The sequence below is a fragment of the Thiofaba sp. EF100 genome, assembly GCF_039822285.1.
In the GTDB taxonomy this organism is placed as follows: domain Bacteria; phylum Pseudomonadota; class Gammaproteobacteria; order Halothiobacillales; family Halothiobacillaceae; genus Thiofaba.
This window is the reverse complement of sequence record NZ_JBAJEY010000001.1, coordinates 824,642-851,638: the sequence shown is the minus strand read 5'-3', so window position 1 is coordinate 851,638 and position 26,997 is coordinate 824,642. Positions and strand designations below refer to the sequence as shown.

The 26,997-nt window shown below is 66.7% G+C and carries 28 protein-coding genes; 23 read left to right on the top strand and 5 right to left on the bottom strand.

The genetic code is table 11. From position 1 onward, the window contains the following. Position 1 precedes the first annotated feature (1 nt). The 9 genes from V6D91_RS04235 (at position 2) to hemG (ending at position 8,765) form a co-directional block, all read left to right on the top strand. Positions 2-1,432, top strand: coding sequence for a DEAD/DEAH box helicase (locus V6D91_RS04235; RefSeq protein ID WP_347318031.1), 1,431 nt, complete (start codon positions 2-4; stop codon positions 1,430-1,432). A gap of 222 nt (positions 1,433-1,654) precedes the next feature. Continuing rightward, the gene (locus V6D91_RS04230) at positions 1,655-1,807 is read left to right on the top strand and encodes a DUF1902 domain-containing protein (protein ID WP_347318029.1); all 153 of its coding nucleotides are present in this window, start codon (positions 1,655-1,657) and stop codon (positions 1,805-1,807) included. 2 nt (positions 1,808-1,809) lie between these two features. Beyond that, positions 1,810-2,007 carry a type II toxin-antitoxin system HicA family toxin gene (locus tag V6D91_RS04225; RefSeq protein ID WP_347318028.1) on the top strand — a complete coding sequence of 66 codons (198 nt, stop codon included), beginning with the start codon at positions 1,810-1,812 and terminating at the stop codon, positions 2,005-2,007. 316 nt (positions 2,008-2,323) lie between these two features. After that, positions 2,324-3,388, top strand: coding sequence for a porin (locus V6D91_RS04220; protein WP_347318026.1), 1,065 nt, complete (start codon positions 2,324-2,326; stop codon positions 3,386-3,388). Between the two features lie 323 nt (positions 3,389-3,711). Continuing rightward, positions 3,712-3,984 (top strand): coiled-coil domain-containing protein, encoded by a 273-nt coding sequence (locus tag V6D91_RS04215; protein WP_347318024.1) that lies wholly within the window; start codon positions 3,712-3,714, stop codon positions 3,982-3,984. 404 nt (positions 3,985-4,388) lie between these two features. After that, the gene (locus V6D91_RS04210; RefSeq protein ID WP_347318022.1) at positions 4,389-4,865 is read left to right on the top strand and encodes a host attachment protein; all 477 of its coding nucleotides are present in this window, start codon (positions 4,389-4,391) and stop codon (positions 4,863-4,865) included. 130 nt (positions 4,866-4,995) lie between these two features. Next, the gene (locus tag V6D91_RS04205; RefSeq protein WP_347318020.1) at positions 4,996-6,360 is read left to right on the top strand and encodes an NAD-dependent succinate-semialdehyde dehydrogenase; all 1,365 of its coding nucleotides are present in this window, start codon (positions 4,996-4,998) and stop codon (positions 6,358-6,360) included. 186 nt (positions 6,361-6,546) lie between these two features. Further along, positions 6,547-7,440, top strand: a complete 894-nt coding sequence (locus V6D91_RS04200) for a DMT family transporter (RefSeq protein WP_347318018.1) — start codon at positions 6,547-6,549, stop codon at positions 7,438-7,440. Next, the gene (gene hemG, locus V6D91_RS04195; protein ID WP_347318016.1) at positions 7,413-8,765 is read left to right on the top strand and encodes a protoporphyrinogen oxidase; all 1,353 of its coding nucleotides are present in this window, start codon (positions 7,413-7,415) and stop codon (positions 8,763-8,765) included. Before V6D91_RS04200 ends, hemG begins: the two co-directional genes overlap by 28 nt. 107 nt (positions 8,766-8,872) lie before the next feature. On the opposite strand, the gene moaA is transcribed toward hemG, so the two are convergent. From moaA to moaE, 4 genes are all read right to left on the bottom strand, one after another. Further along, positions 8,873-9,895, bottom strand: a complete 1,023-nt coding sequence (moaA, locus tag V6D91_RS04190; protein WP_347318015.1) for a GTP 3',8-cyclase MoaA — start codon at positions 9,893-9,895, stop codon at positions 8,873-8,875. A gap of 224 nt (positions 9,896-10,119) precedes the next feature. Continuing rightward, positions 10,120-10,641: a cyclic pyranopterin monophosphate synthase MoaC gene (gene moaC / locus V6D91_RS04185; protein ID WP_347318013.1), complete on the bottom strand. Its 522-nt coding sequence runs from the start codon at positions 10,639-10,641 to the stop codon at positions 10,120-10,122. Then, positions 10,638-11,834, bottom strand: coding sequence for a gephyrin-like molybdotransferase Glp (gene glp, locus V6D91_RS04180; protein WP_347318012.1), 1,197 nt, complete (start codon positions 11,832-11,834; stop codon positions 10,638-10,640). Before glp ends, moaC begins: the two co-directional genes overlap by 4 nt. Further along, positions 11,835-12,287 carry a molybdopterin synthase catalytic subunit MoaE gene (gene moaE, locus V6D91_RS04175; RefSeq protein WP_347318011.1) on the bottom strand — a complete coding sequence of 151 codons (453 nt, stop codon included), beginning with the start codon at positions 12,285-12,287 and terminating at the stop codon, positions 11,835-11,837. It lies immediately after the preceding gene. 352 nt (positions 12,288-12,639) lie between these two features. On the opposite strand from moaE, the gene soxC reads away from it, so the two are divergent. The 8 genes from soxC to V6D91_RS04135 all read left to right on the top strand — a co-directional run bounded on the left by soxC (position 12,640) and on the right by V6D91_RS04135 (position 20,309). Next, on the top strand, positions 12,640-13,998 hold the full coding sequence (soxC, locus tag V6D91_RS04170; RefSeq protein WP_347318009.1) for a sulfite dehydrogenase: 1,359 nt from the start codon (positions 12,640-12,642) through the stop codon (positions 13,996-13,998). After that, positions 13,976-14,647, top strand: coding sequence for a c-type cytochrome (locus tag V6D91_RS04165; RefSeq protein ID WP_347318007.1), 672 nt, complete (start codon positions 13,976-13,978; stop codon positions 14,645-14,647). The genes soxC and V6D91_RS04165 overlap by 23 nt, the downstream gene beginning before the upstream one ends. 166 nt (positions 14,648-14,813) lie before the next feature. Then, positions 14,814-15,917, top strand: coding sequence for a 4Fe-4S dicluster domain-containing protein (locus V6D91_RS04160; protein WP_347318005.1), 1,104 nt, complete (start codon positions 14,814-14,816; stop codon positions 15,915-15,917). Then, a complete protein-coding gene (locus V6D91_RS04155; protein ID WP_347318003.1) occupies positions 15,914-16,735 on the top strand; it encodes an FAD/NAD(P)-binding protein in 822 nt (273 codons plus the stop codon). The genes V6D91_RS04160 and V6D91_RS04155 overlap by 4 nt, the downstream gene beginning before the upstream one ends. Next, entirely contained in the window at positions 16,735-17,526 is a 792-nt protein-coding gene (locus V6D91_RS04150) for a sulfhydrogenase subunit delta (protein WP_347318002.1), read from the top strand. Before V6D91_RS04155 ends, V6D91_RS04150 begins: the two co-directional genes overlap by 1 nt. Then, on the top strand, positions 17,519-18,814 hold the full coding sequence (locus V6D91_RS04145; RefSeq protein WP_347318000.1) for a nickel-dependent hydrogenase large subunit: 1,296 nt from the start codon (positions 17,519-17,521) through the stop codon (positions 18,812-18,814). Before V6D91_RS04150 ends, V6D91_RS04145 begins: the two co-directional genes overlap by 8 nt. A gap of 66 nt (positions 18,815-18,880) precedes the next feature. Next, entirely contained in the window at positions 18,881-19,765 is an 885-nt protein-coding gene (locus tag V6D91_RS04140) for a hypothetical protein (protein ID WP_347317998.1), read from the top strand. Between the two features lie 19 nt (positions 19,766-19,784). Beyond that, positions 19,785-20,309, top strand: a complete 525-nt coding sequence (locus V6D91_RS04135; RefSeq protein WP_347317996.1) for a hydrogenase maturation protease — start codon at positions 19,785-19,787, stop codon at positions 20,307-20,309. On the opposite strand, the gene V6D91_RS04130 is transcribed toward V6D91_RS04135, so the two are convergent. Continuing rightward, a complete protein-coding gene (locus tag V6D91_RS04130) occupies positions 20,254-20,811 on the bottom strand; it encodes a HupE/UreJ family protein (RefSeq protein WP_347317994.1) in 558 nt (185 codons plus the stop codon). The two genes, V6D91_RS04135 and V6D91_RS04130, sit on opposite strands and share 56 nt — an antisense overlap. Before the next feature lie 355 nt (positions 20,812-21,166). On the opposite strand from V6D91_RS04130, the gene V6D91_RS04125 reads away from it, so the two are divergent. From V6D91_RS04125 to hypE, 6 genes are read left to right on the top strand one after another with little or no spacing between them, the layout of a single operon-like run. Continuing rightward, positions 21,167-21,397, top strand: a complete 231-nt coding sequence (locus V6D91_RS04125; RefSeq protein ID WP_347317993.1) for a HypC/HybG/HupF family hydrogenase formation chaperone — start codon at positions 21,167-21,169, stop codon at positions 21,395-21,397. Next, positions 21,390-21,746 (top strand): hydrogenase maturation nickel metallochaperone HypA, encoded by a 357-nt coding sequence (locus tag V6D91_RS04120; protein ID WP_347317991.1) that lies wholly within the window; start codon positions 21,390-21,392, stop codon positions 21,744-21,746. Before V6D91_RS04125 ends, V6D91_RS04120 begins: the two co-directional genes overlap by 8 nt. Continuing rightward, the gene (gene hypB / locus V6D91_RS04115; protein ID WP_347317990.1) at positions 21,739-22,503 is read left to right on the top strand and encodes a hydrogenase nickel incorporation protein HypB; all 765 of its coding nucleotides are present in this window, start codon (positions 21,739-21,741) and stop codon (positions 22,501-22,503) included. Before V6D91_RS04120 ends, hypB begins: the two co-directional genes overlap by 8 nt. Further along, entirely contained in the window at positions 22,500-23,597 is a 1,098-nt protein-coding gene (gene hypD, locus V6D91_RS04110; protein ID WP_347317988.1) for a hydrogenase formation protein HypD, read from the top strand. Before hypB ends, hypD begins: the two co-directional genes overlap by 4 nt. Then, a complete protein-coding gene (locus V6D91_RS04105) occupies positions 23,594-26,005 on the top strand; it encodes a carbamoyltransferase HypF (protein ID WP_347317986.1) in 2,412 nt (803 codons plus the stop codon). Before hypD ends, V6D91_RS04105 begins: the two co-directional genes overlap by 4 nt. Next, a complete protein-coding gene (gene hypE, locus V6D91_RS04100; RefSeq protein WP_347317984.1) occupies positions 26,002-26,997 on the top strand; it encodes a hydrogenase expression/formation protein HypE in 996 nt (331 codons plus the stop codon). The genes V6D91_RS04105 and hypE overlap by 4 nt, the downstream gene beginning before the upstream one ends.

Here is a 26,997-nt window from a genome sequence, read left to right as displayed (position 1 = left end):
CTTGACGCAGACCACTTTTGCCGACCTCGGCATCCCAAGCCAAATCGTTGCCAACCTGACCGAACTGGGGCTGAGCCAGCCGACGCCCATCCAGGCGCAGGGCATTCCCATGCTGCTGGAAGGCCATGACCTCATTGCCAAGGCCCCCACCGGCACGGGCAAGACCGCGGCCTTCCTGCTGCCGGCCCTGACTCGCCTGGCCGAACCCTCCGCCAAGGAAGGTCGCGGCCCGCGCATCCTCGTGCTGGCGCCGACCCGCGAGCTTGCGCAGCAGGTCACCAAGGCCGCCATCCAGTTTGCCCGCGGCCTGCGCCACGCCCGCGTCGTCTGCATCACCGGCGGCGAGCCGTACCCCGTGCAGAACCGCGAACTGTCCAAGCCCTATGACATCCTCGTCGCCACCCCGGGCCGCCTGCTCGACCAGATGAACAGCGGCCGCGTGCGCTTCGACCGCCTCGAGATGCTGGTGCTGGACGAGGCCGACCGCATGCTCGACCTCGGTTTTGCCGATGACATGCGCGCCATCGCTGCCGCCATGCCGGATGAGCGCCAGAGCGTGTGCTTCACCGCCACCCTCTCGCCCAGCGTCGTCAAGCTCGCGGGGGATCTGCTCGATCAGCCCGAGCACCTCGAAGTGGCCCCGCTGGAAGCTCGTCGCGACGCCATCGACCAGCAGGTCATCTACGTCGATCACGTCGACCACAAGCGCGAGCTGCTCAATCACCTGCTCGCTGATGCGTCCGTGAATCAGGCCATCGTCTTCACCGCCACCAAGCGCGACGCCGACCAGCTCGCCGCCGAACTGGAGCAGGCCGGCCAGGCTGCCGCCGCCCTGCACGGTGACCTGAACCAGCGCCAGCGCACCCGCATGCTCGACCACCTGCGCAAGGGCCGCTGCCGCATCCTGGTCGCCACCGACGTGGCCGCACGCGGCATCGATGTTGCCGGCATCACCCACGTCTTCAACTTCGACCTGCCGCGCCAGGCCGAGGACTACGTCCACCGCATCGGCCGCACCGGTCGTGCCGGGGCCACCGGCACCGCCGTCTCCTTCGTCAGCCGCCGTGATCTTGGCATCCTGCGCAACATCGAACACTACGTGGGCGAAAAGGTGCGCGTGACCGAGGTGGAAGGCATGGAAGCCCGCTTTAAGCCGCAGGAAGGCGACCGCGGTGGCATGGGTACGCGCGGCCGTGGCCGTCCGGCAGGTGGGGGCTACCGAGGCGGCAACGGCTATCGCGCCAGCCGCGACGGCACCAGCCCGCGCGCGGGCGAAGGCAAGCCCTACGGCCGCCGCGGTGGTCAGGACGCCCACGCCGGCCATGGCAATCATGGCCATGAGCACCACGGCGAACGCCGCGGCCACCGCTTCGGCGACAAGCCCGCCGGCCGTCCCGGCCAGGGCGCTCCGCGTCGCAAGTTCTACGACTAAGCCACGGCTCGCCTTTCCGGCTCAAGCCGGGCCCTGCCCCCAAGCCCCTCGCCCTGTCGAGGGGCTTTTCATTACAGGGTGGGAGTCTGGATGCTTGGTCGTATACTCAAGACAACGATTCGCCCCAACGGAAGATCATCATGCAGAAAATCCTTTTCGTTCGTGCCGAATGGGATGATGAGGCCCGTGTATGGGGGGGCGACCTCGGACGACGTTCCCGGCTTGGCGACCGAAGCCGATACCCTCGAAGCCCTCGCCGTCAAGCTCGGAACCATGACTCCTGAGTTGCTCGACGCCAATGAGGGGGGCGAGAGGGGTGATGTGCCCTTCGAACTTCTGGCCCGCAGGTTCGCCGTTGCCCAGCGCGCAGCTTGACGATGGGTAGCAGCCTGACTCCGGAGCTCATCAAGCTGCTGCGGGCAGCGGGTTGCCGTTTTGAGCGGCATGGAAAGGGTGACCACGACATTGGGTATTCCCCGATCACAGGGGGTCGCTTTCCCGTGGACCACACTATCAAGTCGCGCCATACGGCCAACGCCGTGCTCAAGCAGGCCGGGCTCCCCAAGCAATTTTGAGATCTTGCTGCTTGCTGCGTTGGGGATGATGGAGATTCGCTGTAAGGGGGGGGCAGACAGGTATGGGCTCCTCCGTAGGAGCGCCGCCCCCGGCGCGAAAGGGCAAGGCTTCATCGGCCCGGGTCGGGCCTCCTACACCTTCCCGGCCGTAGGAGCGGCGCCCTCGCCGCGAACAGATGCGCAAAAACAACGCCTCCCGTTACGCTTTGTTGCACTGCAGCAACGCACGCATTGCACCACAATGAAGCCTTCGGTAAAAAGCATCCGTGGCCCCGGAGACACCGGGATGTCCTTATAACCCTCCAAGGAGCAATCCATGAAGAAGCACCTGATCGCTGTTGCCGTAGCCGCCGCTGTGGCCGCTCCGGCTGCCATGGCCGACACCACTCTGTACGGCCTGGCTCACGTTTCTATCGATGCCGTCAAGTCCGATCAAGCTGCTGGTCAGGATGACAGCAATGTCAACGTTTCCAGCAACTCCTCCCGCCTGGGTGTAAAAGGCACTGAGAAGATCAGCTCCAATCTGAGCGCCATCTATCAGTTCGAAACGCTGGTCAACGTTTCTAGCAATGCAGGCACCTCTTCTGGCCTGTTCGGCGAAGCCCGTAACACCTTCGTGGGCCTGACCGGTGGTTGGGGTACTGCCCTCGTGGGTAAGCACGATACCCCGATGAAGCTGGTTGGTCGCAAGTATGACCTGTTCGGCGACCAGATCGGCGATTCCCGTAACCTGATCGGTGTCGGTGGTGCTGGTTGGGATCTGCGCCCGAATAACGTCGTAGCCTATGTCACCCCGGCTATGGCTGGCATCCAAGCTACCCTGGCTTATGTTACCGATCATGATATCGCCGGTAACACCCCGAACTACGATAACAACAAGTTCGATGCCTACAGCCTGAGCGCAACTTACACCCACAAGATCTTTGACCTTGGGGCTGCGTATGAGCGTCACAACATCGATGCAGCAGGTCAGAACAATGAGTCTGCCTACCGCCTCGGTGCCGGCGTAAACTTCGCCGGTGTACGTGTCAATGCCCTGTATCAGAAGGCGTCTGACCTTGGCTTCACCGCAGGCAAGGATCAGTCCGTCTGGGGTGCTGGCGCTTCCTACACCTTCGGCAACAACGTCGTTAAGGCCCAGTACTACAAGGCCAACGACATCTCCGGCACCACCGATACTGGCGCCAACATGTTCGCTGTCGGTTATGACTACAAGCTGAGCAAGCAGACCACCCTGTACGCTGCTTATGCCAAGACCGACAACGACGCAGCTACCACAGCCTACAACGTTTCGAAGGCTGGTCACGGCGACTACATGTCCGTGGGTGTAGCAGGCGGCAATGCCTCTGCCTTCTCTGTAGGCGTAATGCACAAGTTCTAATCTCTCCTGAGATTGAACCCCACAAGGGCGGCCTTCGGGCCGCCTTTTTTGCGTCTGGGTTCTGGCTTTAATGTGTCTTTATGGCTCAGAGCGCCGATGTAGGCGATGTAGGAGCGGCGCCCCCGCCGCGATAGCCAGCGTGGCCCGTATGCAGGCCGAAGGCCGGAATGCGGAAGTCCCCGGATTTCGTTGTACTTCATGCGGGCTACGGTCATTCGCAACGGTTTTTCGATGTGCTCTTGAGGAGGCCAGTCCACCTTGTTCAGCCGTGTGTTTGCTGCTAGGTTCTGACAACCGTTCTTCTTCGAGTGTGGGCTGATCCCATGGCAACCATTGCCTTTGACACACACAAGTTTGTTCGCAAGCTTGAGGCTGCAGGCTTCACTCCTCAGCAGGCTGAAGCGGTTGCCGAGGCGCTCAAAGATGCCTCCATGGAAGCGGAAGTTGCCACGAAGCGGGATGTTGAGCGCTTGGAGGCGAAAATGGATATGCGGTTTGAGCAGATCAACGGGAAGATGACGCTGATGCAATGGATGCTTGGGCTGCTTCTTGGTGGCGTTGTGATGCTGCTTCTCCGATCCTTCTTTCCGGTTTAGCCTGCGTTGCCAGGCTGTTCGTCAAGGATGGCCATTTGGGGCTACCCGGGGTCGCCCGTGTCATCCGGATTCAGGGCGTTCTCATGTGATGCCCCAGAGTGAGTCCTCTACCTCGGCCTGGCTTGTTCAGCCTCGTGTCTGCTTCTACGTTCTGACAACCTGGTACCCCAAGCATGGTGGGCTGCATGGACACGACACCATCTTGATCAGGCTGTTTATGCCTTGATGTCATCGCGGCCTGATTTGACCGGAATCTGAGTCATCGGCTCCGTTCGATCTAGCCTGTGTAGCCCGCCTCCAGTCTGCAGGCCGAAATCCGGGAAAGGGCTATCGGATCGCGCTTCGCTCTATCCGTCCTTCTGCGCTATGCTGGAATGGCCCAACAAGAGAAGGGGAACGAGAGAATGAAGACTTGGGTCGTAGTAGCCGATGCGGCGCGTGCACGCTTCTTCCGCGTTGAAGAAGGGGTTTCCGCGCATGGAGGTTCCCAGTACGCGCCTTCGGGTGAGGTGCTGGTCGGTGCCCTGGTCGAGATCAAGGATCTGAGCCATCCGGAATCTCTGCGGAAGGCGAGCGAGATGGCCTCGGATGCACCGGGGATGAGCAGCGTGCCGGGGATGCACAGCAAGTTTGGGATGGATGAGAAGGTCTCCCCCAAGGAGGAGGAGGCCATCCGCTTCGCCAAGGAGGTGGCCGAAACCCTGCATGCTGACGCGGCTGAGTACGATCGCCTCTATGTGGTGGCGCCGCCGCATTTTCTGGGGCTGTTGCGCGACGCGACCGACAAGGCTGTTCATGCCAAGCTGGCAGGCGAGTTCCACAAGGAGCTCACGCACTTCCCGGCTGAGCAGATTCGCGAGCACTTGCCCGCCAAGCTGTGAATCATTGAATTCGTGTCAGCCAAAGCCAAGGCCGGGGTTCCCGGCCTTGTTTCTTGGACGGCTCGAGTTTTTACGGTAGATGCGGGGCCCGCCATCTACATGTTCTTCGTAAATGGCTTTTTGAGGACGTATGGCATTCCTCTCGATCAATCCCTACACCGGTGGATGTCTCGCCCGCCTCCCAGCGCATGATGAGGGCCGCATCGAACGGGCCTTGCAGCGGGCTGCTGCCATCTCGCGCATTTGGCGCGAGGGTGGTTTTGCCCCCCGTGCCGTCATGCTTCAGGCGGTGGCCCGCCTGCTGCGTGAGCGCCAGGGGGCTTATGCCGCGCTGATGGCGCAGGAGATGGGCAAGCCGGTGCGCGAAGGGCGGGCGGAAGTGCTCAAGTGCGCCTGGGCCTGTGAGTTTTATGCCGAGCATGCCGAGGGCTGGCTTGCGGATGAGCCGGTGGCGACGGATGCAGCCAAAAGTGCCGTGGTGTACGAGCCGCTCGGAACCATCCTCGGCATCATGCCGTGGAACTTCCCGTTCTGGCAGGTGATCCGCGCGGCCGCGCCCATCCTCATGGCGGGCAACACCTTCTTGCTCAAGCACGCCTCGAACGTGCCTCAGTGTGCCCTGGCGCTGGAGGCCCTGTTCCGCGACGCCGGTGCGCCGGAGGGGGCATTTCAGACGCTTTTGGTGAGGGCGGAGCGCATCCCCGCGCTGATCGAGGATCATCGCGTGCATGGGGTGACGCTGACTGGCAGCGAGGCGGCAGGGCGCAAGGTGGCAGCGGTGGCCGGGGCGGCCTTGAAGCCGTGTGTGATGGAGCTGGGTGGTTCGGATGCCTTCCTCGTGCTGGAGGATGCGGACCTCGATGTCACCCTGGATCAGGCGGTGCGGGCGCGTTTCCAGAATGGGGGACAAAGCTGCATTGCCGCCAAGCGCTTTATCGTGCATTCATCCTTGGCGGAGGCGTTCATTGAGGGGCTGGTCGAGCGCATCGCCACCCTGCGCTACGGTGACCCCCTGCATGAGGACACCGACCTCGGACCGCTGGCGCGCGCGGACCTGCGCGATGAGGTGCTCGGTCAGGTGCAGGCCAGCCTGCGCGAGGGGGCCAGCCTGCGTCTTGGGGGAACCATCATCCAGGGAACGCACGCGGGCATGCACGCCACGCTGCTGACCGATGTCACACCGGGTGTGACGGCCTTCGAGCAGGAGATCTTTGGCCCGGTGGCCAGCGTGACGGTCGCGCACGATGACATGCATGCCCTGGAGCTCGCCAATGCCAGCCGTTTTGGCCTGGGCGGTAGCGTGTGGACGCGCGACGTGACACGTGGCGAGGGGGTGGCGCGGGCCCTGGAGTGTGGAGCGGCCTTCGTCAACGGGATGGTCAAGAGTGATCCGCGCCTGCCGTTCGGCGGCATCAAGGCCTCGGGCCTTGGGCGTGAGTTGGGCGTGCAGGGGCTGCGGGCCTTTACCAATGTAAAGACCCTGTGGGTGGGGTGAAGAACATGCCCAAAACCCCGGAACGTGGCTTGTCCATTCCCCCTCGCTGGGTAAGAGGGGGGCGCTGCATTTGCAATGGGTGATCACCCTCTCCCCCAGCCCCTCCCCCGTCAAGGGGGAGGGGAGGGTCCTCTGTCCAACGTTTCCATAACCGTCTTGCCCGCCTCACCTTCCCGCAGCCGCTTGATGCTGGCCTATGTCGCCGTGGTCTTCATCTGGGCCACCACGCCGCTTGGCATCCAGTGGAGCGGTATGGAGGCCGGCTTCCTGTTCGGCGTGATGGCGCGCATGGTGCTCGGCGCACTGGTCGCGATCCCGGTGCTGCGTCTGCTTGGGCTGCGCATGGTCTACACCCCGCGCGCGCTTTTGGCCTATGCGGCGGGGAGCCTCGCCATCTTCGGCGGCATGCTTTCCACCTACTGGGCCGCGCAGTATCTGCCGAGCGGCATGATCTCGGTGCTGTTCGGCACTGCGCCCATCTTTACCAGCCTGCTCGCGGCCTGGTGGCTTGGGGAGCGCCTGACCTGGTATGGCGTGGTCGGGATGCTGGTGGCCTTTGGCGGGCTGGCGCTGATCTTCCACGACCGGATTTCGCTCGAGAGCGTCGGTGGGCTGGCCGTGCTGGCCATGCTGTCCAGTGCCTTGATGCATGCCGCAAGCACGGTGCTGGTGAAGAAGGTGCACGCCCCCATCTCCGGTGGTGTGATCAGCGTCGGTGCACTGTGGCTCTCGGCGTTGCTGTATGTCGTCGTCTGGTGGATCTTCGACGGGCAATGGCCCGAGCATGCGGGGCTGCGCACCTGGGGTTCGATCATCTACCTTGCGGTCTTTGGTTCGGTGTTCGGTTTCATGTTGTTTTTTTATGCCCTGCAACACCTGCCAGCGTCGCTGATGGGGCTGATCACCCTGATGGCCCCGGTGTTGGCATTATGGCTCGGTTGGGTGGTGCAGGATGAGGTGCTCCCGCCGCAGGCGATGCTTGGCACGGCACTGGTGCTGGGCGGGTTGCTGCTGGCCCAGGGGCGCGATATTCAACTTGGGAGGATAGGGGCATGGGTCGGGATGTTGAGACGCTGGTGATCGGGGCCGGGATTTCCGGTCTCTCGACGGCCTTTTTCCTGCGCCAGCGGGGCGTGGATGTCGCGGTGATCGAGGCGGCGCCGCGGGCGGGGGGCAATGTGATGACGCATGCCCTCGATGGGTATCTGCTCGAGGCGGGGCCGAACACCCTGCTCGACAACGCCCCGGCCATCCGCCAGCTCATCGACGGGCTTGGCCTGCGCGAGGTTGCGCGTGAGGCCAACCGCGAGGCGAAGCGGCGCTATGTGGTGCGCGATGGCCGGGCGGTGCCGCTGCCTGGCTCGCCGCCGGCGTTTCTGACCACCCGCTTGTTCTCCCTCAAGGGCAAGCTGCGGCTTCTTGCGGAGCCCTTCATCAAGCCTGCCGACCAGGAGGAGAGTGTGGCCGCCTTCGTCCGCCGCAGGCTGGGGCAGGAATTCCTCGACTGGGCGATCGACCCGTTTGTGTCCGGGGTGTACGCGGGTGATCCCGAGCGGCTTTCGGTGCGCGCAGCGACGGCCAGGGTCTATGCCCTGGAGCACGAGCACGGTTCGCTGCTCAGAGGGGCGTTGAAGAAGGCCTGGGCCGCGCGCAAGGCCGAGGTGCAGACGGGGCCGGTTGGCCAGATGCTGTCGTTCGAGCGGGGTTTGGGCCAGCTGACCGAGGCCCTGGCCGCGGTTTTAAGTGAGCGCCTTTTTCTCTCAACCCCCGCCACGGGCCTGCGGCCGGTGGAGGGCGGCTGGCAGGTGGAGACGCCCCATGGGATGTTCACGGCCAGGCACGTGGTCCTCGCCCTGCCCGCGGCCGCCGTGGCGGACCTGCTGGAGCCGCATCTTGGCGAGGCGGTGAATGCCCTGCGCGAGATTCCCTATCCGCCGGTGGCCTCGGTCGCGCTTGGCTTCCGCCGGGAGGACGTCGCCCACCCCCTGGATGGCTTCGGCGTGCTGATCCCGTCCAAGGAGCGCCGCACCACCCTCGGAGCGCTGTTTTCCAGCACCCTGTTCGAGGGGCGGGCACCGGAAGGGCAGGTCGTGCTCACCGCCTTCATCGGTGGACGCCGTCATGAGGAGGTCGGCGACTGGGGTGATGCGCGGGTGATCGAGCGCGTGTTGGATGACCTCGGCCCCATCCTCGGCTTCCGTGCCCCGCCCGTGATGACGCACATCAGCCGCTGGCCGCGTGCCATCCCGCAATACGAGCTGGGGCATCTCGAGCGCCTTGCCGCGCTGGATACGGCGCTCTCTGGCCTGCCGGGGCTGTGGACGCGGGCGAACTGGCGGGATGGGGTGGCGGTTTCGGATTGCATCCGCAACGGTTGGGCGCTGGCGGAGCGGATGGTTGGGTAGGGGTAGCGTCGAGGATGGGCGTCCTGCCTTGGTGGCTGTCCCCGATCGTTTGATCGCGGCGGGGCGCCGCTCCTACCGGGTAGGAGGCCCGCCCCCGGGCCGATGAATCAACCGCCGGTCATGGACATAAAGCGCACGATCTTGGTCGGCTGCTCACGGAACTCATGCCGCTCCGGCTTGAGGGCGATGGCGGCGATCAGGGCCTCTTTGAGCTCGTCGTCCGGGATGCCACGGCGCAGCAGGTCGCGCAGCGGGTAGTTGTGTTCCTGCCCAAGGCACATGTAGAGGGTGCCATCGACCGACAGGCGGACCCGGTTGCAGGTCTCGCAGAAGTGCTGGGAGATGGGCGTGATGAAGCCGATGTGGGTCTGGGTGCCGGCCACACGCATGTAGCGCGCCGGGCCGCCGCCGTAGATGAGTCCACCGTCGATCGAGCCGTCGAGGGTGGGGAGGAGCTCGAAGCGTTCGGCCAGCTGCTTCTTCACCGCCTGCAGGTCGAGGTAGTGGTCGGTGGCCGAGCGTCCGGTGTCGCCCATCGGCATGGTCTCGATCAGGCGCAGGGTGAAGCCGTGCTCGACGCAGAATTCGAGCATGTCGCCGATCTCGTCGTCGTTCACGCCCTTCATCGCCACCATGTTGATCTTGATCGGTGCAAAGCCCTCGGCCTTGGCGGTGAGGATGCCGTCCATGACCTTGTCCAGGCGCCCCTGGGTGATGTCCTTGAAGCGCTCAGGACGCAGGGTGTCGAGGCTGATGTTGAGGCGGTCGACACCGCCTTCGCGCAGGGCGCGGGCGTGCCTGGCAAGGCGGGTGGCATTGGTGGAGAGGGAGAGGTCCGCGATGCCCGCGCCTTGTTTGAGGCGGCGGGCAAGCTGATCGACATCCTTGCGCACCAGCGGCTCTCCACCGGTGATGCGGACGCGCGCAAGGCCCATCTCCTGCATGACACCGACGACACGCTCGATTTCGTCGAAGGTCAGCCAGTGGGCCGGCTCCTCGAAGTCCTTGAAGCCCTCTGGCATGCAGTAGAAGCAGCGCAGGTCGCAGCGATCCGTGACCGACAGACGCAGGTATTCGATTTTGCGACCAAAGGGGTCGATCAAGCTTGTCACGAAGCCATATCTCGCCATGTTCGAGTGAACATAACGGTAGGGGAAGAGCAGGTATATTGTAAAAGTCTAATTTACGATGCTCGATTAGTTCCCTTTATGGCTTGTATGGCCTGGCCTTGAGGGCAGCCATGAACCATCCAAGGGATGGGTGTGCATTCCACGGCTGCGTGCAGGAGCGTTATTCCCAATGGGATATAACGCTATCCGAAAAAAATGCTGGATGCAACTCTTGCGGTGCGTGGCTAGTCGCCGATCCGGGCCAGCCCTTGCTCGGGCAGCATCTGCCAGTGGCCGCTCTTGCCGCCCTTCTTCTCCAGGATGCCGATACGGTCGATGACCATGCCGCGGTCGACCGCCTTGCACATGTCGTAGATGGTCAGCGCGGCCACGCTTGCAGCGGTGAGGGCCTCCATCTCCACCCCGGTCTGGCCCTTGAGGGCGCAGGTGGCGGTGATGTAGATGCTGCTCTCCTCCGTCATCGGTTCGAGCGTGACCTCGACCTTGGTCAAAAGCAGCGGGTGGCAGAGCGGGATCAGGTCCGGCGTGCGCTTGGCGGCCATGATCCCGGCAATGCGCGCCACGGCCAGCACGTCGCCTTTCTTGTGCTTGCCCTCGACGATCAGGGCGAGGGTTTCGGGCTTCATGCGCACGATCGCCTGGGCGGTGGCCTCGCGGCGGGTCTCAAGCTTGTCACCCACGTCCACCATGCGCGCGGCGCCGGTTTCGTCGATGTGGGTCAGGGTGCTGGATACCGGTTCACTCATGCGAGCAGCTCCGCGAGCAGGTGGACATGGACAAGGTCGCCATGGGCGATGGTGACGTGTTCGGGGATTTCGGCCAAGGCATCCGCCCAGGTGAGCGAGCTGAGGATGCCGGAGCCCTGGTTGACGTACAGTGCGACGCGCTGGTCGGCCGTGATCCGTGCGCGGGCGAATTCGCGCCGGTCGGAGGCGACGGGGCGGGCAAAGGCGGCGGGCAGCTGGAGCGGGCGCAAGGGTGGCACGCGGGCACCCATGCGGGCGAGCAGGAAGGGCTTGGCGAACAGCAGGAAGGTGGCGAAGCCGGAGACCGGGTTGCCGGGCAGGCCGATGAACGGCGTGCCGGCCACCTGCCCGAAGGCGAGCGGCTTGCCCGGCTTCATGCGCACCTTCCACAGGTCGATGCGGCCGAGCGATTCGACCGCGGCCTTGATGTGGTCCTCCTCACCGACCGACACCCCGCCGGAGGTGAGGATGACGTCGCATTCGCCGGCCAGGCGCTCGAGGGCCGTACGGGTGGCGGCAAAGTCGTCCGGCAGGTGCAGGGCATGGCTGATGGTGCAGCCGAGCTGTTCGAGCAGCCCCCGGAGCATCGGGGCGTTGGCATTGTAGATGTGGCCGGGGGCGAGGGGCTGGACGGGAGGGGTGACCTCGTCGCCGCTGGTCAGCAGGGCCACCCGCAGCCGGTCGTGGACCTCAAGCTCGGCGATGCCGCCCGATGCGGCAAGCCCGAGGTGGGTGGGGCCCAGGCGGGTCCCCGCAGGCACCAGCACCTCGCCCGCGCGAAAGTCGGCGCCCTGCCGGCGCACGTCCTCGAACGGGGCCGGGCGATGCTTGAAAATGACGTCTCCGTCCTCGCACCTGGCCGATTCCTGGGCAACGATGGCGTCCGCTCCCGGAGGCAGGGCGGCGCCGGTGAAGATGCGAGCGGCGGAACCGGGGCTCAGCGGCGCCCCGGTCTGGCCTGCGGCGATCCGCTGGGTGATGCGCAGGCGCGTCTCGCCTTTGAGCGAGAGGTCGCGCGTGGCGATGGCATAGCCATCAAGGGTGCTGACATCCGCCGGCGGAGAGTCGCTCAGGGCGCGCGCATCGGCAGCCAGGGTGCGGCCGAGGCAGGCCTCGATCGGCAGCGTTGCGCGGCGCTCGATCGGCTGCGCCGCCTGGATCAACAGGGTGCGAGCGCTGGCGAAGTCCAGCATTCAGGCGTCCCCCCAGCGTGCGGCGGCGTCGAAGTCGCTCTCGCGCGCATCGACCCAGCGGGGGCCCTCCGGAGTGTCCTCCTTTTTCCAGAAGGGCGCGCGGGTCTTGAGGTAGTCCATGATGTACTCACAGGCCTCGAAGGCGGCGTGGCGATGCCTGCTCGTGACCGCGACCAGCACGATCTGGTCCTCCGGCTGGAGTGGGCCGACGCGGTGGATGATCAGCACGCCGTTGAGCGGCCAGCGCGCGCGTGCCTTCGTCTCGATGTCTTCCAGCGCACGTTCGGTCATGCCTGGATAGTGCTCGAGTTCGAGGGTGCTGATTCGGTTGTCGTTGTTGATGTCACGCACTGTGCCGAGGAAGGCAGCCACCGCGCCGACATCCCGCTGCCCGGCCCGCAGGCGGGCGATCTCCGTGCCGAGTTCGAAGTCCTCAACTTGCACGCGCACCATGGTTTGATCTCTCCAATCCGGTGGGTGTGCATGATGCCGCATGCCCGCCCCGGGACGAAATTGCCCGATAAATCCGGGGCCGAGGGTATTAAAAGATTAGTGATTGCTGATATTTTAGCGAAAAGTTAAAGTTCGTGGCCATTGAGTCAGTGCTTGTCAGTGTGCGTCCTTATGCTGAATAAGCTGAGTCAATTTGCCCATGACTTCCGTCGCGGGCCAAACTATTAGGCTGTGGGTGTCCTTGTGTTGGCGCCTCAAGTCAGGCACTGCGTGCCCGGAAGTGTGCATCCGGGGTGCAGACGGGAGCGGGATCACCCGCCTCCACAGAATTGCTAACGTGCAGGAGTGAGCAATGTCCGAAGAAAAGATCACCATGCCGGTGAGCGGTGACGAGCAGGCCGTGGCCTCCGAGGCTCGCCGCTCGTTCCTCCGCAAAAGCGTAGCCGTTGCAGGCGGCGCGCTTGCGGCAGGCGCTGTAGCCGGTCGCGCCGTGGCCAGCGATGTCGTCAAGGATCCGCTGCCCATCCCCCCGACCAACAAGATGCTGGGTCGTGGCGTGGTCAGCGTGCCGTACGGCATGCCGTCCAAGTTCGAAGCCCACGTGGTACGTCGTAACGTCGAGTGGCTGACCCCCGACACCATCGCGTCCATCAGCTTCACCCCGCTGCAGGACCTCGAGGGCATCATCACCCCGGCGGGTCTGCACTTCGAGCGTTACCACGCGGGTGCCGTAGACATCGATCCGTCCACCCATCGCCTGGTGATCCACGGCATGGTCGAGAAGCCGATGATCTTCACCATCGAGGACCTGAAGCGTCTGCCGCAGAAGTCCGGCGTGTGGTTCATGGAGTGCCCGGCGAACGGTGGTATGGAATGGCGCGGCGTCCAGATGGACTCCCTGCAGTTCACCCACGGCATGATCTCCTGCTCCGAGTGGGTGGGCGTGAGCCTGCTCGACCTGATGAAGCTGGTTGGCGTCAAGAAGGAAGCCACCTGGTTCTACGGCGAAGGCGCCGATGGTTCCGCGCTGCAGCGCTCCATCCCGCTGCCGGGGGCCAAGGATCAGTTCGGCAAGCCGATTCCCGATGCCGACAAGATCTACAAGGACATCATCGTGGCCTACGCGCAGAACGGCGAGGCCCTGCGTCCGGAGAACGGCTACCCGATCCGTCTGGTGGTGCCGGGCTGCGAAGCCAACCTGTCCATCAAGCACCTGCGTCGCATCAAGTTCAGCAACAAGCCGCTGGTCACCTATCAGGAAACCCGTCACTACACCGACGGCATGCCGGACGGCCGCTTCCGCCAGTTCACCCTGGTCAACGAAGCCAACTCCGTCGTGACTTTCCCGTGCCCGGACAAGAAGCTCCCCGGCAAGGGTGCCTACGAGGTGCGTGGTCTGGCCTGGTCCGGCCGTGGCAAGGTCAAGGCCGTGGACGTTTCCGTCGATGGCGGCAAGACCTGGAAAGAAGCCAAGCTGGTTGAGCCGGTGTTCTCCAAGTGCCTGACCCGTTTCACCATGCCGTGGGAATGGGATGGCAAGGAAACCCTGATCATGAGCCGCGTGACCGACGAAACTGGTTACACCCAGCCGACCCTGCGTCAGCTGCGCAAGGAACGTGGCACCAACAGCATCTACCACAAGAACTCGATCCAGACCTGGAAGATCGAGGCGAACGGAGAAGTGAAGAATGTTCAAATCGAAAACCTCTAAGTCTGCCCTGGTGGCAGCGCTGTTCGCTGCTTCTTCCATGGCCTTCGCCGGTCCCTATGACGGCATCGGCAAGCAGATCACCGACGAGGCCATCAAGCCGTGGGATATCTCCGTCTTCTTCGATGGCGAGAACCTGCCGGCGGGCAAGGGTTCCGTCGCTGACGGCGAGAAGATCTACCAGGCCAAGTGCGCCATGTGCCACGGCGAGTTCGGCGAGGGTGCCAAGGGCTACCCGAAGATGCTGGGCGACAAGCTGGAAATCCTGCAGAAGCACGCCAAGTCTGACGAGGACACCGTCGGCGCCCGCGGCATCAACAACCTGTGGGGCCACGCACCGACCCTGTACGACTACATCCGTCGTGCGATGCCGTTCTTCGCGCCGCAGTCCCTGAGCAACGACGAGGCTTACGCCACCACGTGCTACGTCCTGTACATCGCTGAAGTCATCGGTGACGACAAGGCCGTGTGCGACGCGGACTTCCTCAAGAAGACCAAGATGCCGGCTCAGGACAACTACTACACCGACCCGCGTCCGGACGTGAAGAATCCTCGCTGCATGAAAGACTGCATGAAGGAAGCGCCCATCGTTAAAGGCAAGGCCGTGGTCGGCGACGTTTCTGTCGGCGCCGTGAAGAAGGTCGGCGAGTAACGCTCGCAACCAAGGCAGGGCCCGGTCGTTGATCGGTGCCCACCGTGCTGAAAAGCCCGTCGAGTCCGCAAGACTCGGCGGGCTTTTTGTTTTTCTGCACGCATGGTCGCAGTGAGCTACTCTGGAACCTCGAGTTCAGTTCAATACGCCACTCGCTTTGCTGCTGATGGAACACGCCACCTATCTTCCGCGCCATGCCATGCAGTCCCTGATTGATGCCCTTCGCGACGAGGGCTATCGCGTGGTCGGTCCGCGGGCGAGCGAGGGCGCCATCCTGTACGCCGACCTGGACGATGTTGCCGAACTGCCGCAGGGCTGGCGGGGTGTGCAGCAGCCAGGGCATTACCGCCTTGAGAAGGGGGGCGGTGCGCGCTGTTTTGCTTGGGCCAACGGCCCCCAGGCGCTCAAGCCCTTCCTGTTCTCCTCGTGTGAAACCCTCTGGCGGGTGAGGCGTGCTGACGATGGAGGGATGTCATTTTGCGAAACGATGCCCCGGGAGCCGCCGCTGGCCGTGATTGGCGCACGCGCCTGTGACCTCGCGGCCCTCGAATTGCAGGATCAGCACTTCCTCGGCGCCATCCGCGATCCCTACTATGCGGCGCGCAGGGAGGGTCTGTTCATCGTCGCCGTGCATTGCACCCACCCCGCCGAGACCTGTTTCTGCGCCTCGACCGGCGATGGTCCGCGCGCCGAGCGGGGGTTTGACCTGGCCCTGAGTGAGATGGATGACGGCTACCTGGTTGAGATTGGCAGTGCGCGTGGTGCGGCGGTAGCGGCCAGGCTCCCGCTCGAGGCCGCCAGCACGGGGCAGCGCGAGCGTGCCGCGGTCGAGATCGCAGAGGCCGCCGCACGGCAGACACGCCGCCTGCCACCGGGCAACCTCCAGTCCGCCCTGTTCGCCCGCCTCGACCATGCCCGCTGGCAAGCGGTGGCCGAGCGCTGCCTGTCTTGCGGCAACTGCACCAGCGTCTGCCCCACCTGCTTCTGCCACGCCGAGCACGATGCCCCCTCGCTCGACGGCAGCACGAGTGAGCATGTGCGGGTGTGGGACTCCTGCTTCACCGAGGGGCACTCGTCCATCCACGGCATCGTCATCCGCGCCGAGACCGCGCCGCGCTATCGCCAGTGGCTGACCCACAAGCTCGGCAGCTGGCACGCGCAGTATGGGCGCAGCGGGTGCGTGGGCTGTGGGCGCTGCATCACCTGGTGCCCGGTCGGCATCGACCTCACCGAGGAGGCGGCGGCGATCTGCGGGGAGGGTGAGGCATGAACCCCTACCTGCCGCGCGAGGCCGAGATCGTCGAGCGGATCCAGGAGACGCCGACCGTGTTCACCCTGCGTCTGCGCCTGGCGGACGGTGCGCCGTATGCCTTCGCGCCCGGCCAGTTCAACATGCTCTACCTCTACGGGGTGGGCGAGGTGCCCATCTCCATCGTCGGTGATGATGCGGGCGAGGGCCTCTTGACCCACACCATCCGCGCCGTGGGCCGGGTGACGCGCGGTTTGGCTGCGCTTGGGGCGGGGGATCGCATCGGCCTGCGTGGACCGTTTGGCCGGGGGTGGCCGCTCACCGAGGCGGAGGGGCGCGACGTGGTGGTGGTCACTGGCGGCCTCGGTTGTGCGCCCTCCGTATCCATCATCCACCGCATCTTGCGCCGGCGCGAACATTACGGTCGCCTGACCATCATCCAGGGAGTGAAGCATGCCGATGACCTGATCTGGCGTGCGCAGTACGAGGCCTGGGCGAAGGCACCCAAGGTGCGGGTGCTGCTCGCCGCCAACGTGGCCCCCCCTGGCTGGGGCGGGCATGTCGGCCTGGTGACGGCCCTGTTCGATCGGCTGGAGGTCGATGCGGGGCTCGCCATGGCCATGCTGTGCGGCCCAGAGGGCATGATGAAGGCCGCAGCCACGGGGCTCATCCGGCAGGGACTCGCGGAGGAGAACATCTTCCTGAGCATGGAGCGCAATATGCAGTGCGCGGTGGGGCATTGCGGCCACTGCCAGTTCGGCCCCCGCTTCGTCTGCAGGGACGGGCCGGTGTTTGCCTGGCCCGAGGTGCGCGACCTGCTCGGTACGAGGGGATTCTGATGGCCAAACCCAGCATCGCGGTGCACAAGTTCTCCTCCTGCGACGGCTGCCAGCTCGCCTTCCTCAACGCGGGCGAGGACCTGCTGACCCTCGCCGGACTGGTCGACATCTCCCACTTCCTCGAGGCCGGGATGGACGACGAGGAGGCCGAGGTGGACATCGCCTTTATCGAGGGCAGCGTTTCCACTCCGGAGGAGGTGGAACGCATCCACAAGGTGCGCGAGAAGAGCCGTTTCCTTGTCACCCTCGGCGCCTGCGCGACCGCTGGCGGGTTGCAGGCCCTGCGCAACCTGGATGAGTCCAACGAGGACTGGAAACGGGCGATCTACGCCCGCCCCGAGTTCATCCGCACCCTGGACCATGCCGAGCCGATCCGCGCCCATGTGCGGGTGGACTTCGAGCTCTGGGGCTGCCCGGTCAATGGCCGCCAGGTGTTGGCTGCGGTGCGCCAGCTGCTGTTCGGCGTGGCGCCCGTGGATACGCGCGACAAGGTCTGCATGGAGTGCAAGCGCCAGCAGGCCGTGTGCGTGATGGTCACCCAGGGCATGCCGTGCATGGGGCCGGTGACGCGCACGGGATGCGGTGCCCTGTGTCCGCGCTTCGGGCGCGACTGCTATGCCTGCTTCGGTCCGGCGGAGAACCCCAACACCGCCGCGCTGGCCCGCCGGCTGGAGGGGCTGGGGTTGCCGCCCGCCGACGTCGCGCGCCGCTTCTTGTTCATCAACAGCCAGGCCCCGGCCTTCCACGCGCAGGCGCTGGCCCACTATCGCCCGGGATTCGCCGATGAGTGAGCGCACGGTGTCCATCCACGTCCCGGCCCTCACCCGGGTGGAGGGGGAGGGGGCCTTGCGTCTGATCGTCGAACAGGGACGCATTGCGGAACTGGCGCTCGACATCTTCGAGCCGCCGCGCTACTTCGAGAAGTTCCTCGAAGGCCGCCGCCACACCGAGGTGCTGGATATCGTCGCGCGCATCTGCGGCATTTGCCCGGTCGCCTACCAGATGAGCGCGGCCAGCGCGCTGGAGGACGCCTTCGGTCTCGAGCCGGGGCCATGGGTTCAGGCCATGCGGAGGGTGTTCTACTGCGGCGAATGGCTCCAGAGCCATGCCCTGCACATCCACCTCTTGGCCGCGCCCGACTTTCTCGGCTACGGCAGCGCGGTGGCGATGGCCGCCGACCATCCCGAGGTGGTGCGCCGCGGCCTGTCCTTGCAGGGGCTCGGTAACGACCTGATCCGCCTGTTCGGTGGCCGCTCCGTGCATCCGGTCGGCGCCTGCGTGGGCGGCTTCCACCATGCCCCCTCCATGGCGGAGGTGGAAGCCATGCTGACCAGGCTGCGCGAGGCCCTGCCCGCGGCCGAGGCCCTCATCGGCTGGGCGGCCTCCCTGCCGCTGCCCGAGGATGCGCAGGATTTTGTCAGCGTGGCCTTGCGCCATCCTACGGACTATCCCATGGCGGTGGGGCGGATCGTTTCAAGCCAGGGACTGGATATCGCCCCGGCGGATTTCGAGGCGCACTTTGCCGAGGAACACCGTCCGCACTCGACCGCCCTGTTCGCCCTGCTGCACGGCGAGCCCTACCTGGTCGGCCCGCTCGCCCGGCTCAACCTCAACCTCGATCGCCTGCCGGTGGCCACCCGCGCCCTGCTGGAGGCGACCGGCATCCGTTTCCCCAGCCGCAACATGTTCCACAGCGTGGTGGCGCGCGCGGTGGAGATCCACCTCGCCCTGCTCGAGGCCATCCGTCTGCTGGAGGCCTACAGCCTGCCTGCATCCCCTCATGTCGAGGTGCGGCCGCGCGCCGGGGCAGGTTTTGGCGCAACCGAGGCCCCGCGCGGCATCCTCTGGCACCGCTACCTGCTCGATGCGGCGGGCATCGTCCGTGCCGCGCGTATCGTGCCGCCCACCAGCCAGAACCAGGCGCGCATCGAGGAGGACCTGCGCCGCAGCCTGCTCGCCTTCGGCCTCGATGCGCCGGACGATGCCCTGCGCCTGCGTGCGGAGACGGTGATCCGCAACTACGACCCGTGCATCTCCTGCGCCACCCATTTTCTCGAGCTCGACGTCGAGCGGCTTTGATCTCCTGCGAATGGGGGGATCGTCTCCTATAGTCCTGACTGTGATAACCGAGTGAGGAGATCAGCCATGCATCGCAAGACATTGATCGCGGCGGCGCTGAGCGCCGCCCTTGCCCTGGGTACCGTGCCCGTCATGGCGCAGGATGAGCCGGTGCATATCTACGGCGCGGACCTCATGACGGACCAGGAGAAACAAGACTATCTGCGCGAGCTGAAGGCCTGCCGTAACGCCGAGGAGCTTTCCGCCTTCCGCCTCGAGCATTATCGCAAGATTGCCGAGCGTGCCCGCGCCCGCGGTGCGACGCTCTCGGACTGGGCCGGTTACACCCCGAGCGACGGGGGACGCATCTTCGGCCTGGGGGACATCGTTTACGGCTGGCGTTTCATGACCGATGCCGAGCGGGCGGCCTACATCGACAAGCTGCGCGCCCTGCCCACGGCCGAGGAACAGCTCAAGTTCATGGTGGAGCATCATGCGCAGATGATGGAGCGTGCCAAGCAGCAGCGCGCCCCGCTCGCCGAGACGAGCGACCCATACGGCTACCAGATCTACGGCGCCGATCTCATGACGCCGGACGAGATCGCGCAGTACCGTCAGAAGCTTGCCGGATTGAAGACGGAGCAGGAGCGTGAACGCTTCTACCGTGAGCACTTCCGCACCATCCAGGCGCGCGCCAGGCAACAGCTGGCCGGGATCGCCGACTGGGGCGGCAACTCCATGACCGGTGCGGGCATCGGCCTTGGGGACATGATCTACAGCTGGCGGCTGATGAGCGAGGATGAATACCGCAAGAACGTCGACAAGCTGCGCGCTCTGCCGACCGCTGAAGATCAGATCCGCTTCATCGTCGACCTCCACAAGGAGATGCAGGCGCGCGCACGCGCCCAGGGCATCCGCCTGCCGGATGTCCCGGCGCCCTTCTGGTATTTCGCCGCCGAAAAGGGCAAATGAGCAGGGGGCCAAGGGAAGCGTGCTGACGTGCCCTGAGCCTTCCGGCGGGGAGAGGCGAGCCCTGCGTGTCATTGGTCTGGGCTCGCCCTTCGGCGATGATGCCGTCGGCTGGCGGGTGATCGATCAGCTGCGCGCGCGGCTCCCGTCAGGGGGGGGTGTGGAGTTCCTGGCGCTGGACCGGCCGGGGGTTGGTCTGTTGAACTTTCTGCAGGGCGTGGAGGCCGTGATCCTGATCGACGCGGTGTGCGGCGGTCAGCCCCCCGGCACCTTGTACCGGCTCACGCCCGAGGAGGCGGAACGCCTGCCCGCCGGGCTCTCCAGCCATGGTTTCGGATTGGCAGAGGCCTTGCGACTGGCGCGTGCCCTCCGTGTTCGTCCTGCCAGGCTGGAGATCCACGGCATCGAACTCGGCAAACTTACGGGTGAAGGCCTAAGCCCTGCGGTCGAGGCGGCGGCCAAGCGGCTTGCGGATCGCCTGCTGGGCCAGCTTAAAACAGCGCCCACAGACCGCTCCCAAGCACCCCTGCCCCTGCAAGGCGCGTGATGCCCTCCGGCAGCAGGCGGGCGAGCGTGAGGCCCGCAAGGTGCAGGCCGAGGGTGGTTGCTCCAAGACCGGTCAGGTAGGCGGTGAGGCCATCGGCCGGGCCCTCCGCCCCATGGGCCAGGCCGTGGGTCACGGCGAGCAGCACCAGCAGGGGCGCGGCGAGCAGGGGATGGGGGGTGACACGCATAGCCAGCATCAGGCCGAGGGCCAGCAGCGAGCTGGCGATGCCAGGCTCGATCCAGGGCACCAGGGACGAGCTACCGCCATGGCCCACGGCGGCCGCCAGCAGCATGGCGAGGGTGAAGCCAAGCGGCAGGGCAAGACGGGCCCATCCTGTGGCTGTGCCGGCCCACAGTCCGACGGCGAGGGCGGCCAGCAGGTGATCGAGGCCGAGCAGGGGGTGGATGAGCCCCGCCAGCCAGCCGCCGCCATGGTCGTGCAGGCCGTGGGCCTGGGCCAGCATGGGCAGGAACAAAAGCAGGGCAAGCAGCGGGAGGTGCATGGCAACGTTCTTCGGCTGGGGTCTTGCTACATTATTGTGTAGCAGGCCCCTTGGGGTTGCGAGAGGATGTGTTGTAGGAGGCCCGCCCCCGGGCCGATATCCCGGCGCTTGATCGTGGCGCGAGCCATGGATGGCTCGCGCGAGAATCAATCACAATAAGTGATTGATTCTCGGAGCCCGTCGCGGGCGTGTACCGCGACGAGGCGAGTTTCAAAAGGGCAGGACAGCCCTTTTGAAACAGTCTGGGGGGCGCCGCTCCCACATGGGCCACGCCCATGGAATGCCATGTCAACCGCTCCGTCCTTGTCGTGAGGAATCCTGCCCGGCGTGGTTTCGGAATTTTTGGATTAGACCCATGTGCCTCGCCATCCCCATGCAGATCGTCCGCCTCGAAGGCGATGTGGCCGTATGCCGCGCCAAGGGCGTGGAGCGCGAGGTCAGCCTGTTCCTGCTGCAGGGGCAGGAACTCGCGGTGGGGGACTTCGTCATGGTGCATGTCGGCTATGCCATCCAGAAGGTGGAGGCGGGAGCGGCGGGTGAGGCCTGGGCGCTGTGGCGGGCGATGCGTGAGGCGGGCGATGCATGAGCTCTCTATCGTCCGCGCCCTGCTGCGCCAGGTCGGCCGGGTGGCCGGGGCGCATGGGGGAGGGCCGGTGCGGCGGGTGACGGTGCGTCTTGGCCCGCTCTCCGGGGTGGAGCCGGCCCTGCTCGCCCAGGCCTTTCCCAAGGCGTGCGCGGGCACGGCTGCGGCAGGGGCGGAGCTTGTGATCGAGTCCGTGCCAGTGCGCGTGCAGTGCCGCGCCTGCGGCCATGTGGACGAGGCTGCGCCCAACCGCCTGCGCTGCCCGGCCTGTGGTTGCGCGGAGACCGTGCTCGTGGGCGGGGATGAATTGCTGCTGGTCAGCGTGGATCTGGAGGGGCGTTTGAATGTGTGACACCTGCGGCTGCTCGATCACCCCCGGCAACCGGGCGACCGCCGTCGCCACCCAGGCGGTGCCGGTGCTGGAAGGGCTCTTGGCGGAGAACGATCGCCTGGCCGCGCACAACCGTGAGCATTTTGCCCGACATGGGGTGCTGGCGGTGAACCTGATGTCCTCGCCCGGCTCCGGCAAGACCCTGCTCTTGGAGGCCACGGTTGAGGCCTTGCGCGGGGAGCTGGCCTGCGCGGTGCTGGTGGGGGATCTTGCCACCGACAACGATGCCCGGCGTATCGCCGCGCACGGGGTGCCCGCGGTGCAGATCGGCACCGGCCAGGCCTGCCATCTGGATGCGCACATGGTGCACGACGCCCTGCATGGCATGGACCTCTCCGGCATCGACATCCTGTTCATCGAAAACGTCGGCAACCTGGTCTGTCCGGCGAGCTTCGACCTCGGCCAGCACCACAACGTCGTGTTGCTCTCGGTCACCGAGGGCGACGACAAGCCAGCCAAGTACCCGGTCATGTTCCGCGCCGCCGACCTTGTGCTGATCTCCAAGGCGGACCTCTTGCCGCTGATGGAGGACTTCGATCCGGCGCGTGCGGAAGGGTATCTGCGTGATCTCGCCAGTCAGGCCCCTATGTTGACCCTCTCCGCCCGGCGCGGGGAAGGCATGGCCGCCTGGCTCGATGGGTTGCGTGCGCAGCATGCGGCCTTGCGCCGCCCCCGGCCTGCCGCCGCACGGCCGCATTTCGGCGTGCTCCGCGCATGAGCCTGAGCGCGCGGCAGTGGCTGGATCGCATCCGTGCCCTTCCCGTACCGGAGGGCGGCGTGCGGGTGATGAACGTCTGTGGCGGCCATGAGCGCACCATCACCCAGAGCGGCCTGCGCCACGCCCTGCCGGAGGGGATCGAACTGATCGCCGGACCCGGCTGCCCGGTATGCGTCTGCCCGGAGGAGGACATCCACCACGCCTTGCACCTCGCCCTCGAGCAAGGCGTGATCCTGGCGGCCTTCGGCGACCTGTTGCGGGTGCCGGTGAATGTTGTGAAGGGCGAGCCGCGTTCGCTGCTCGAGGCGCGCGCCTGGGGGGCGGAGGTGCGGGCCGTCGCCGCGCCGCAGGAGGTGTCGGCCCTCGCCCAGGCCCATCCCGGGCGGCAGGTGGTGTTTCTCGCCGCGGGCTTCGAGACCACCACGGCCCCCATCGCTGCCTGGCTCGCAGCGGGCGGGCTGCCGGACAATCTCACCGTGCTGCTCGCTGCGCGCCGCACCTGGCCGGCGGTGGCCTGGCTGCTCCATGGAGGCCCGCCCGGCTTCGACGCCCTCATCGCCCCGGGCCACGTGGCGGCGGTAATGGGGGCGGAGGAGTGGCGCTTCGTTGCCGAGCAGCATGGCCTGCCGGTGGCGGTGGCGGGATTTACCGCCGAGGGTATCCTCGCCGCCCTGCACGCGGTGCTGCTGCAGCGGACCGAGGGGCGGGCGAGGCTGGAGAACCTCTATCCGGAGGTCGTACGGCCGCAGGGCAATCCCATCGCCCGCCGCCTGCTGGATGATGGTCTGCTGACTGAGGACGCGCCCTGGCGCGGGATCGGCGTGATCCCCCGCTCCGGTTTCGCCCTGCCGCCTTCCTGGGCCGAGTTCGATGCCCGGCGCCGCTTTCCCGCGCTCGCGGCGCCGCGCCGGCGCGCAGGCGCGATGCCGCCCGGCTGCGCCTGCGCCGAGGTGGTGCTGGGGCGCACCCGCCCGCAGGGCTGCCCACTCTATGGCACGGCCTGTACCCCCAAGACACCCGTCGGGCCGTGCATGGTCTCGGACGAGGGGGCCTGCCACATCGCCTGGGCCGGGGGCGTGCGCCGGGCGGCATGAGGCAGGCTCGCCGCTTTCGCCTCGAAGGACGGGTGCAAGGCCGTGGCCTGCGCCCCGCCATCGCCCGCCTGGCCCGCGCGCTGGAGCTGGCGGGTGAGGTGGCCAATGTCGGTGGCCGGGTCGAGGGCGTGATCGAAGGGGAGGGGGAGGTCTTGGCGGCCTTTATTTCTCGTCTACGTCATGCGCTGCCCGGGGTCGGCCTGTGGGCCGAGCCGGTGGCCGCGACCGGTCGGGCAGGCTTTCGCATCCTCGAAAGCCTGCCCGGTGGGTGCGACACGGCCTTCGTGCCGCTCGACCTCCCCCCCTGTCCGGCCTGCCTGGGGGAGCTGCGCAACCCCTCCAGCCGACGGCATCGCCACCCCTTCATCGCCTGTGCCGAGTGCGGTCCGCGCTACAGCCTGTTGGCCGACCTGCCGTGGGATCGCGCACGCACCGGCATGGCGGCTTTTACCCTCTGCGCGGCCTGCCAGAGGGAGTTCGATGATCCCAACGAGCGCCGCTTCCATGCCGAGGCCATGGCCTGCCCGGACTGCGGGCCGCGCCTGGGGTTCGTGGACGGACGGGGCAGGGTGGACGGCGATGCGCTGGCACTCGCTGCCGCCGTGGCGCTCTTGCGCGCGGGCGGCATCCTGGCACTCAAGGGCGTGGGCGGCTATCAGCTGATGTGCGATGCGCGTAGCGAGGCGGCCGTCCGCCGCCTGCGCGAGCGCAAGCGCAGGCCAGGCAAGCCGCTGGCGGTCATGTACCCCTGGTCGGGTGCGGATGGGCTGGAACGGGTGAGCCGGGATTTCGAGCTGGATCGGGCCGAGGAAGAGGCTTTGACGTCCAACGCGCGGCCCATCGTGCTCCTGCGTCCGCGCGCCGTTGAAAGGCTCCTCGAAAAGCCATCGTGTGCTAATGGATGGCCCCCCTCCCCCCCCAGGGGGGAGGGCTGGGGAGAGGGGAAGGAGGGGCTTGCCACCCTCTCCCCCGCTTCCCTCAAGGGAGAGGGGAGAGGGGCTTTGGCTCCTTATCTCGAAGCGGGCCTTGCGGAAGGCATCGCTCCGGGGTTGGCCGAAATCGGCGTCATGTTGCCCTCCAGCCCGCTGCATCACGTGCTCTTGGATGATTTCGGCGGGCCGCTCGTCGCCACCTCCGGCAACCGCTCCGGTGAACCTTTGGTATGGGATGAGGCGGACGCCGAGGCGCGGCTCGCTAGCATCGCCGATGCCTTCCTCCACCACGACCGGCCGATTCTCAGGCCGGTGGACGATCCGCTGCGGCGCGTGATCGCAGGACGCGCAAGGCCCCTGCGTCTGGGGCGGGGGGATGCCCCGCTGGAGCTCGACGTACCGTTTGCCTTCGCAAGCCCGAGGCTCGCGGTGGGCGGGCAGATGAAGAATGCCGTGGCGCTGGGCTGGGGGCGCAGGGCCGTGCTCTCGCCGCATGTCGGCGAGCTGGACAGCCCACGTGCCTTGGAGCGCTTCGCGGCCACGATCGAGGGCTTGCAGGCGCTCTACGGGGTGCGGGCCGAGCGCATCGTGCATGACCGGCATCCGGGGTATGCCGCCAGCCGTTGGGCGCAAAGCCAGCCTCTGCCGTGCCTTGCGGTGCAACACCATGCCGCGCATGCCTCCGCCCTGTATGCCGAGCTCTGGCAGGCCCAGGGGGTGGAGCCCGGCGAGATGCTGGTGCTGGCCTGGGACGGGCTGGGGCTTGGGGAGGATGGCAGCCTGTGGGGGGGCGAGGCCCTGCTCGGCCGTCCCGGCCATTGGCGGCGGGTGGCCAGCCTGCGCCCCTTCCCCCTGCCCGGGGGCGAGCGCGCCGCACGCGAGCCCTGGCGCAGCGCGCTCGGGATGGTCTGGGCGACGGGGCTGGAGGTGGCCGGTCTTGCCCCGCCCGGGAGGGAGGTCGGACTGCTGCGTCAGGCCCTTGCGCGCGGCCTGAATACCCCGGCCACGAGCTCCATGGGACGCCTGTTCGACGGCGCGGCCGCCCTGCTCGACCTGTGCCGTGAGGCCAGTCACGAGGGCGAGGCGGCCATGCGTCTGGAGGCCGCCGCCGTGCCCGCCCGCCCGGTGCCGGGCCTCCCCCTCGTCTGGCAGGACGATGCCGAGGGGCTGCTGCGCCTTGACTGGACCCCGCTCGTACCCCTGCTGCGGGATGCCTCGCTTCCCGTGGCCGAGCGCGCCCGGGCCTTCCACGCCAGCCTGGCGAAGGCGGCCCTGGACCTTGCCCGTCGTCTGGCAGCCCCCATGCTGGGGGTGACCGGCGGGGTGATGCAGAATCGCCTCCTGGTCGAACTCATCCACGCGGGCGCTGCGGCGGAGGGGGTGGAGGTCGTCTTCCCATCCAGGGTGCCGGTCAATGATGCCGGCCTTGCTTTCGGCCAGCTGGTCGAGGCCCATTTCACGGAGCATGAGGCATGACGCAGATCACCTTGGCGCACGGCAACGGCGGGCGCCTGATGCGCGAGCTGATCGAGCAGGTCTTTGCCGAGCGGCTGGGCTCCCTCGCCCCGGACACCCGCCTGGATGCAGCGGAGCTGTCCTGGGCAACGGGGCGGTTGCTGGTGTCCACCGACGGCTTCACCGTCCAGCCGCTCGAATTCCCCGGCGGGAGCATCGGCAGCCTCGCGGTGCACGGCGTGGTCAACGACCTTGCGGTCAGTGGCGGGCGGGCCCGTCTCCTCACCCTCGCCGCCATCCTTGAGGAGGGGCTGGCCCTGGTGGTGCTCGAGCGGGTCGTGAATGACCTGGCCGAGGCCGCGCGGGCCTGCGGGGTGCGGGTGGTGGCGGGGGATACCAAGGTCGTGGCGCGGGGGGAGGGCAGCGGCCTCTACCTGACGGTGACGGGGTTGGGCGAGCGCCTGCCGGGGCCCGCACTGGGCCTGGACGCGATCCGTCCGGGGGATGCCGTGCTGGTCAGCGGCCCGGTGGGCGACCACGGCGCGGCGGTGATGCTGGCGCGCGAGGCCTTCGGTCTGCGTGCGGCCTTGAGATCGGACTCGGCCAGCGTGCTGCCGCTCGCCCAGGCAGCCATGGCGTTCGAGGGACTGCGCTTCATGCGCGATCCGACGCGCGGGGGACTCGCCACCGTGATGCACGAGATCTGTGCCGCCACCGGTCTTGGCGTGCGCCTGTTCGAGGAGGCCATTCCGGTGCGCCCTGAGGTTGCCGGGGTGTGTGAGCTGCTTGGCTTCGATCCGCTCTACCTGGCCTGCGAGGGCCGGGTGGTGGCGCTGGTCGCACCGCAGCACGCGCAAGCCCTGCTCGATGCGTGGCACGCCCTGCCGGAAGGCGAGGGGGCGGCCATCATTGGCCGCATCGAGCCTGCGCCTGCCTGGGTGGTGCTGGAGACGGAACTTGGCGAGCGGCTATTGCCGGAACTGGTGGAGGACCCGCTGCCGAGGATTTGCTGA

Coding starts and splice junctions, on each gene's coding strand:
- V6D91_RS04125 (WP_347317993.1), top strand. CDS start 21,167: ATGTGCCTCGCCATCCCCATGCAGATCGTCCGCCTCGAAGGCGATGTG.
- moaA (WP_347318015.1), bottom strand. CDS start 9,895: ATGGCGAGATATGGCTTCGTGACAAGCTTGATCGACCCCTTTGGTCGC.
- V6D91_RS04155 (WP_347318003.1), top strand. CDS start 15,914: ATGAACCCCTACCTGCCGCGCGAGGCCGAGATCGTCGAGCGGATCCAG.
- V6D91_RS04120 (WP_347317991.1), top strand. CDS start 21,390: ATGCATGAGCTCTCTATCGTCCGCGCCCTGCTGCGCCAGGTCGGCCGG.
- V6D91_RS04145 (WP_347318000.1), top strand. CDS start 17,519: ATGAGTGAGCGCACGGTGTCCATCCACGTCCCGGCCCTCACCCGGGTG.
- hypE (WP_347317984.1), top strand. CDS start 26,002: ATGACGCAGATCACCTTGGCGCACGGCAACGGCGGGCGCCTGATGCGC.
- V6D91_RS04225 (WP_347318028.1), top strand. CDS start 1,810: ATGGGTAGCAGCCTGACTCCGGAGCTCATCAAGCTGCTGCGGGCAGCG.
- hemG (WP_347318016.1), top strand. CDS start 7,413: ATGGGTCGGGATGTTGAGACGCTGGTGATCGGGGCCGGGATTTCCGGT.
- V6D91_RS04160 (WP_347318005.1), top strand. CDS start 14,814: ATGGAACACGCCACCTATCTTCCGCGCCATGCCATGCAGTCCCTGATT.
- V6D91_RS04105 (WP_347317986.1), top strand. CDS start 23,594: ATGAGGCAGGCTCGCCGCTTTCGCCTCGAAGGACGGGTGCAAGGCCGT.
- moaE (WP_347318011.1), bottom strand. CDS start 12,287: ATGGTGCGCGTGCAAGTTGAGGACTTCGAACTCGGCACGGAGATCGCC.
- V6D91_RS04205 (WP_347318020.1), top strand. CDS start 4,996: ATGGCATTCCTCTCGATCAATCCCTACACCGGTGGATGTCTCGCCCGC.
- soxC (WP_347318009.1), top strand. CDS start 12,640: ATGTCCGAAGAAAAGATCACCATGCCGGTGAGCGGTGACGAGCAGGCC.
- V6D91_RS04210 (WP_347318022.1), top strand. CDS start 4,389: ATGAAGACTTGGGTCGTAGTAGCCGATGCGGCGCGTGCACGCTTCTTC.
- hypD (WP_347317988.1), top strand. CDS start 22,500: ATGAGCCTGAGCGCGCGGCAGTGGCTGGATCGCATCCGTGCCCTTCCC.
- hypB (WP_347317990.1), top strand. CDS start 21,739: ATGTGTGACACCTGCGGCTGCTCGATCACCCCCGGCAACCGGGCGACC.
- V6D91_RS04220 (WP_347318026.1), top strand. CDS start 2,324: ATGAAGAAGCACCTGATCGCTGTTGCCGTAGCCGCCGCTGTGGCCGCT.
- V6D91_RS04200 (WP_347318018.1), top strand. CDS start 6,547: ATGCTGGCCTATGTCGCCGTGGTCTTCATCTGGGCCACCACGCCGCTT.
- moaC (WP_347318013.1), bottom strand. CDS start 10,641: ATGAGTGAACCGGTATCCAGCACCCTGACCCACATCGACGAAACCGGC.
- V6D91_RS04165 (WP_347318007.1), top strand. CDS start 13,976: ATGTTCAAATCGAAAACCTCTAAGTCTGCCCTGGTGGCAGCGCTGTTC.
- glp (WP_347318012.1), bottom strand. CDS start 11,834: ATGCTGGACTTCGCCAGCGCTCGCACCCTGTTGATCCAGGCGGCGCAG.
- V6D91_RS04150 (WP_347318002.1), top strand. CDS start 16,735: ATGGCCAAACCCAGCATCGCGGTGCACAAGTTCTCCTCCTGCGACGGC.
- V6D91_RS04130 (WP_347317994.1), bottom strand. CDS start 20,811: ATGCACCTCCCGCTGCTTGCCCTGCTTTTGTTCCTGCCCATGCTGGCC.
- V6D91_RS04140 (WP_347317998.1), top strand. CDS start 18,881: ATGCATCGCAAGACATTGATCGCGGCGGCGCTGAGCGCCGCCCTTGCC.
- V6D91_RS04215 (WP_347318024.1), top strand. CDS start 3,712: ATGGCAACCATTGCCTTTGACACACACAAGTTTGTTCGCAAGCTTGAG.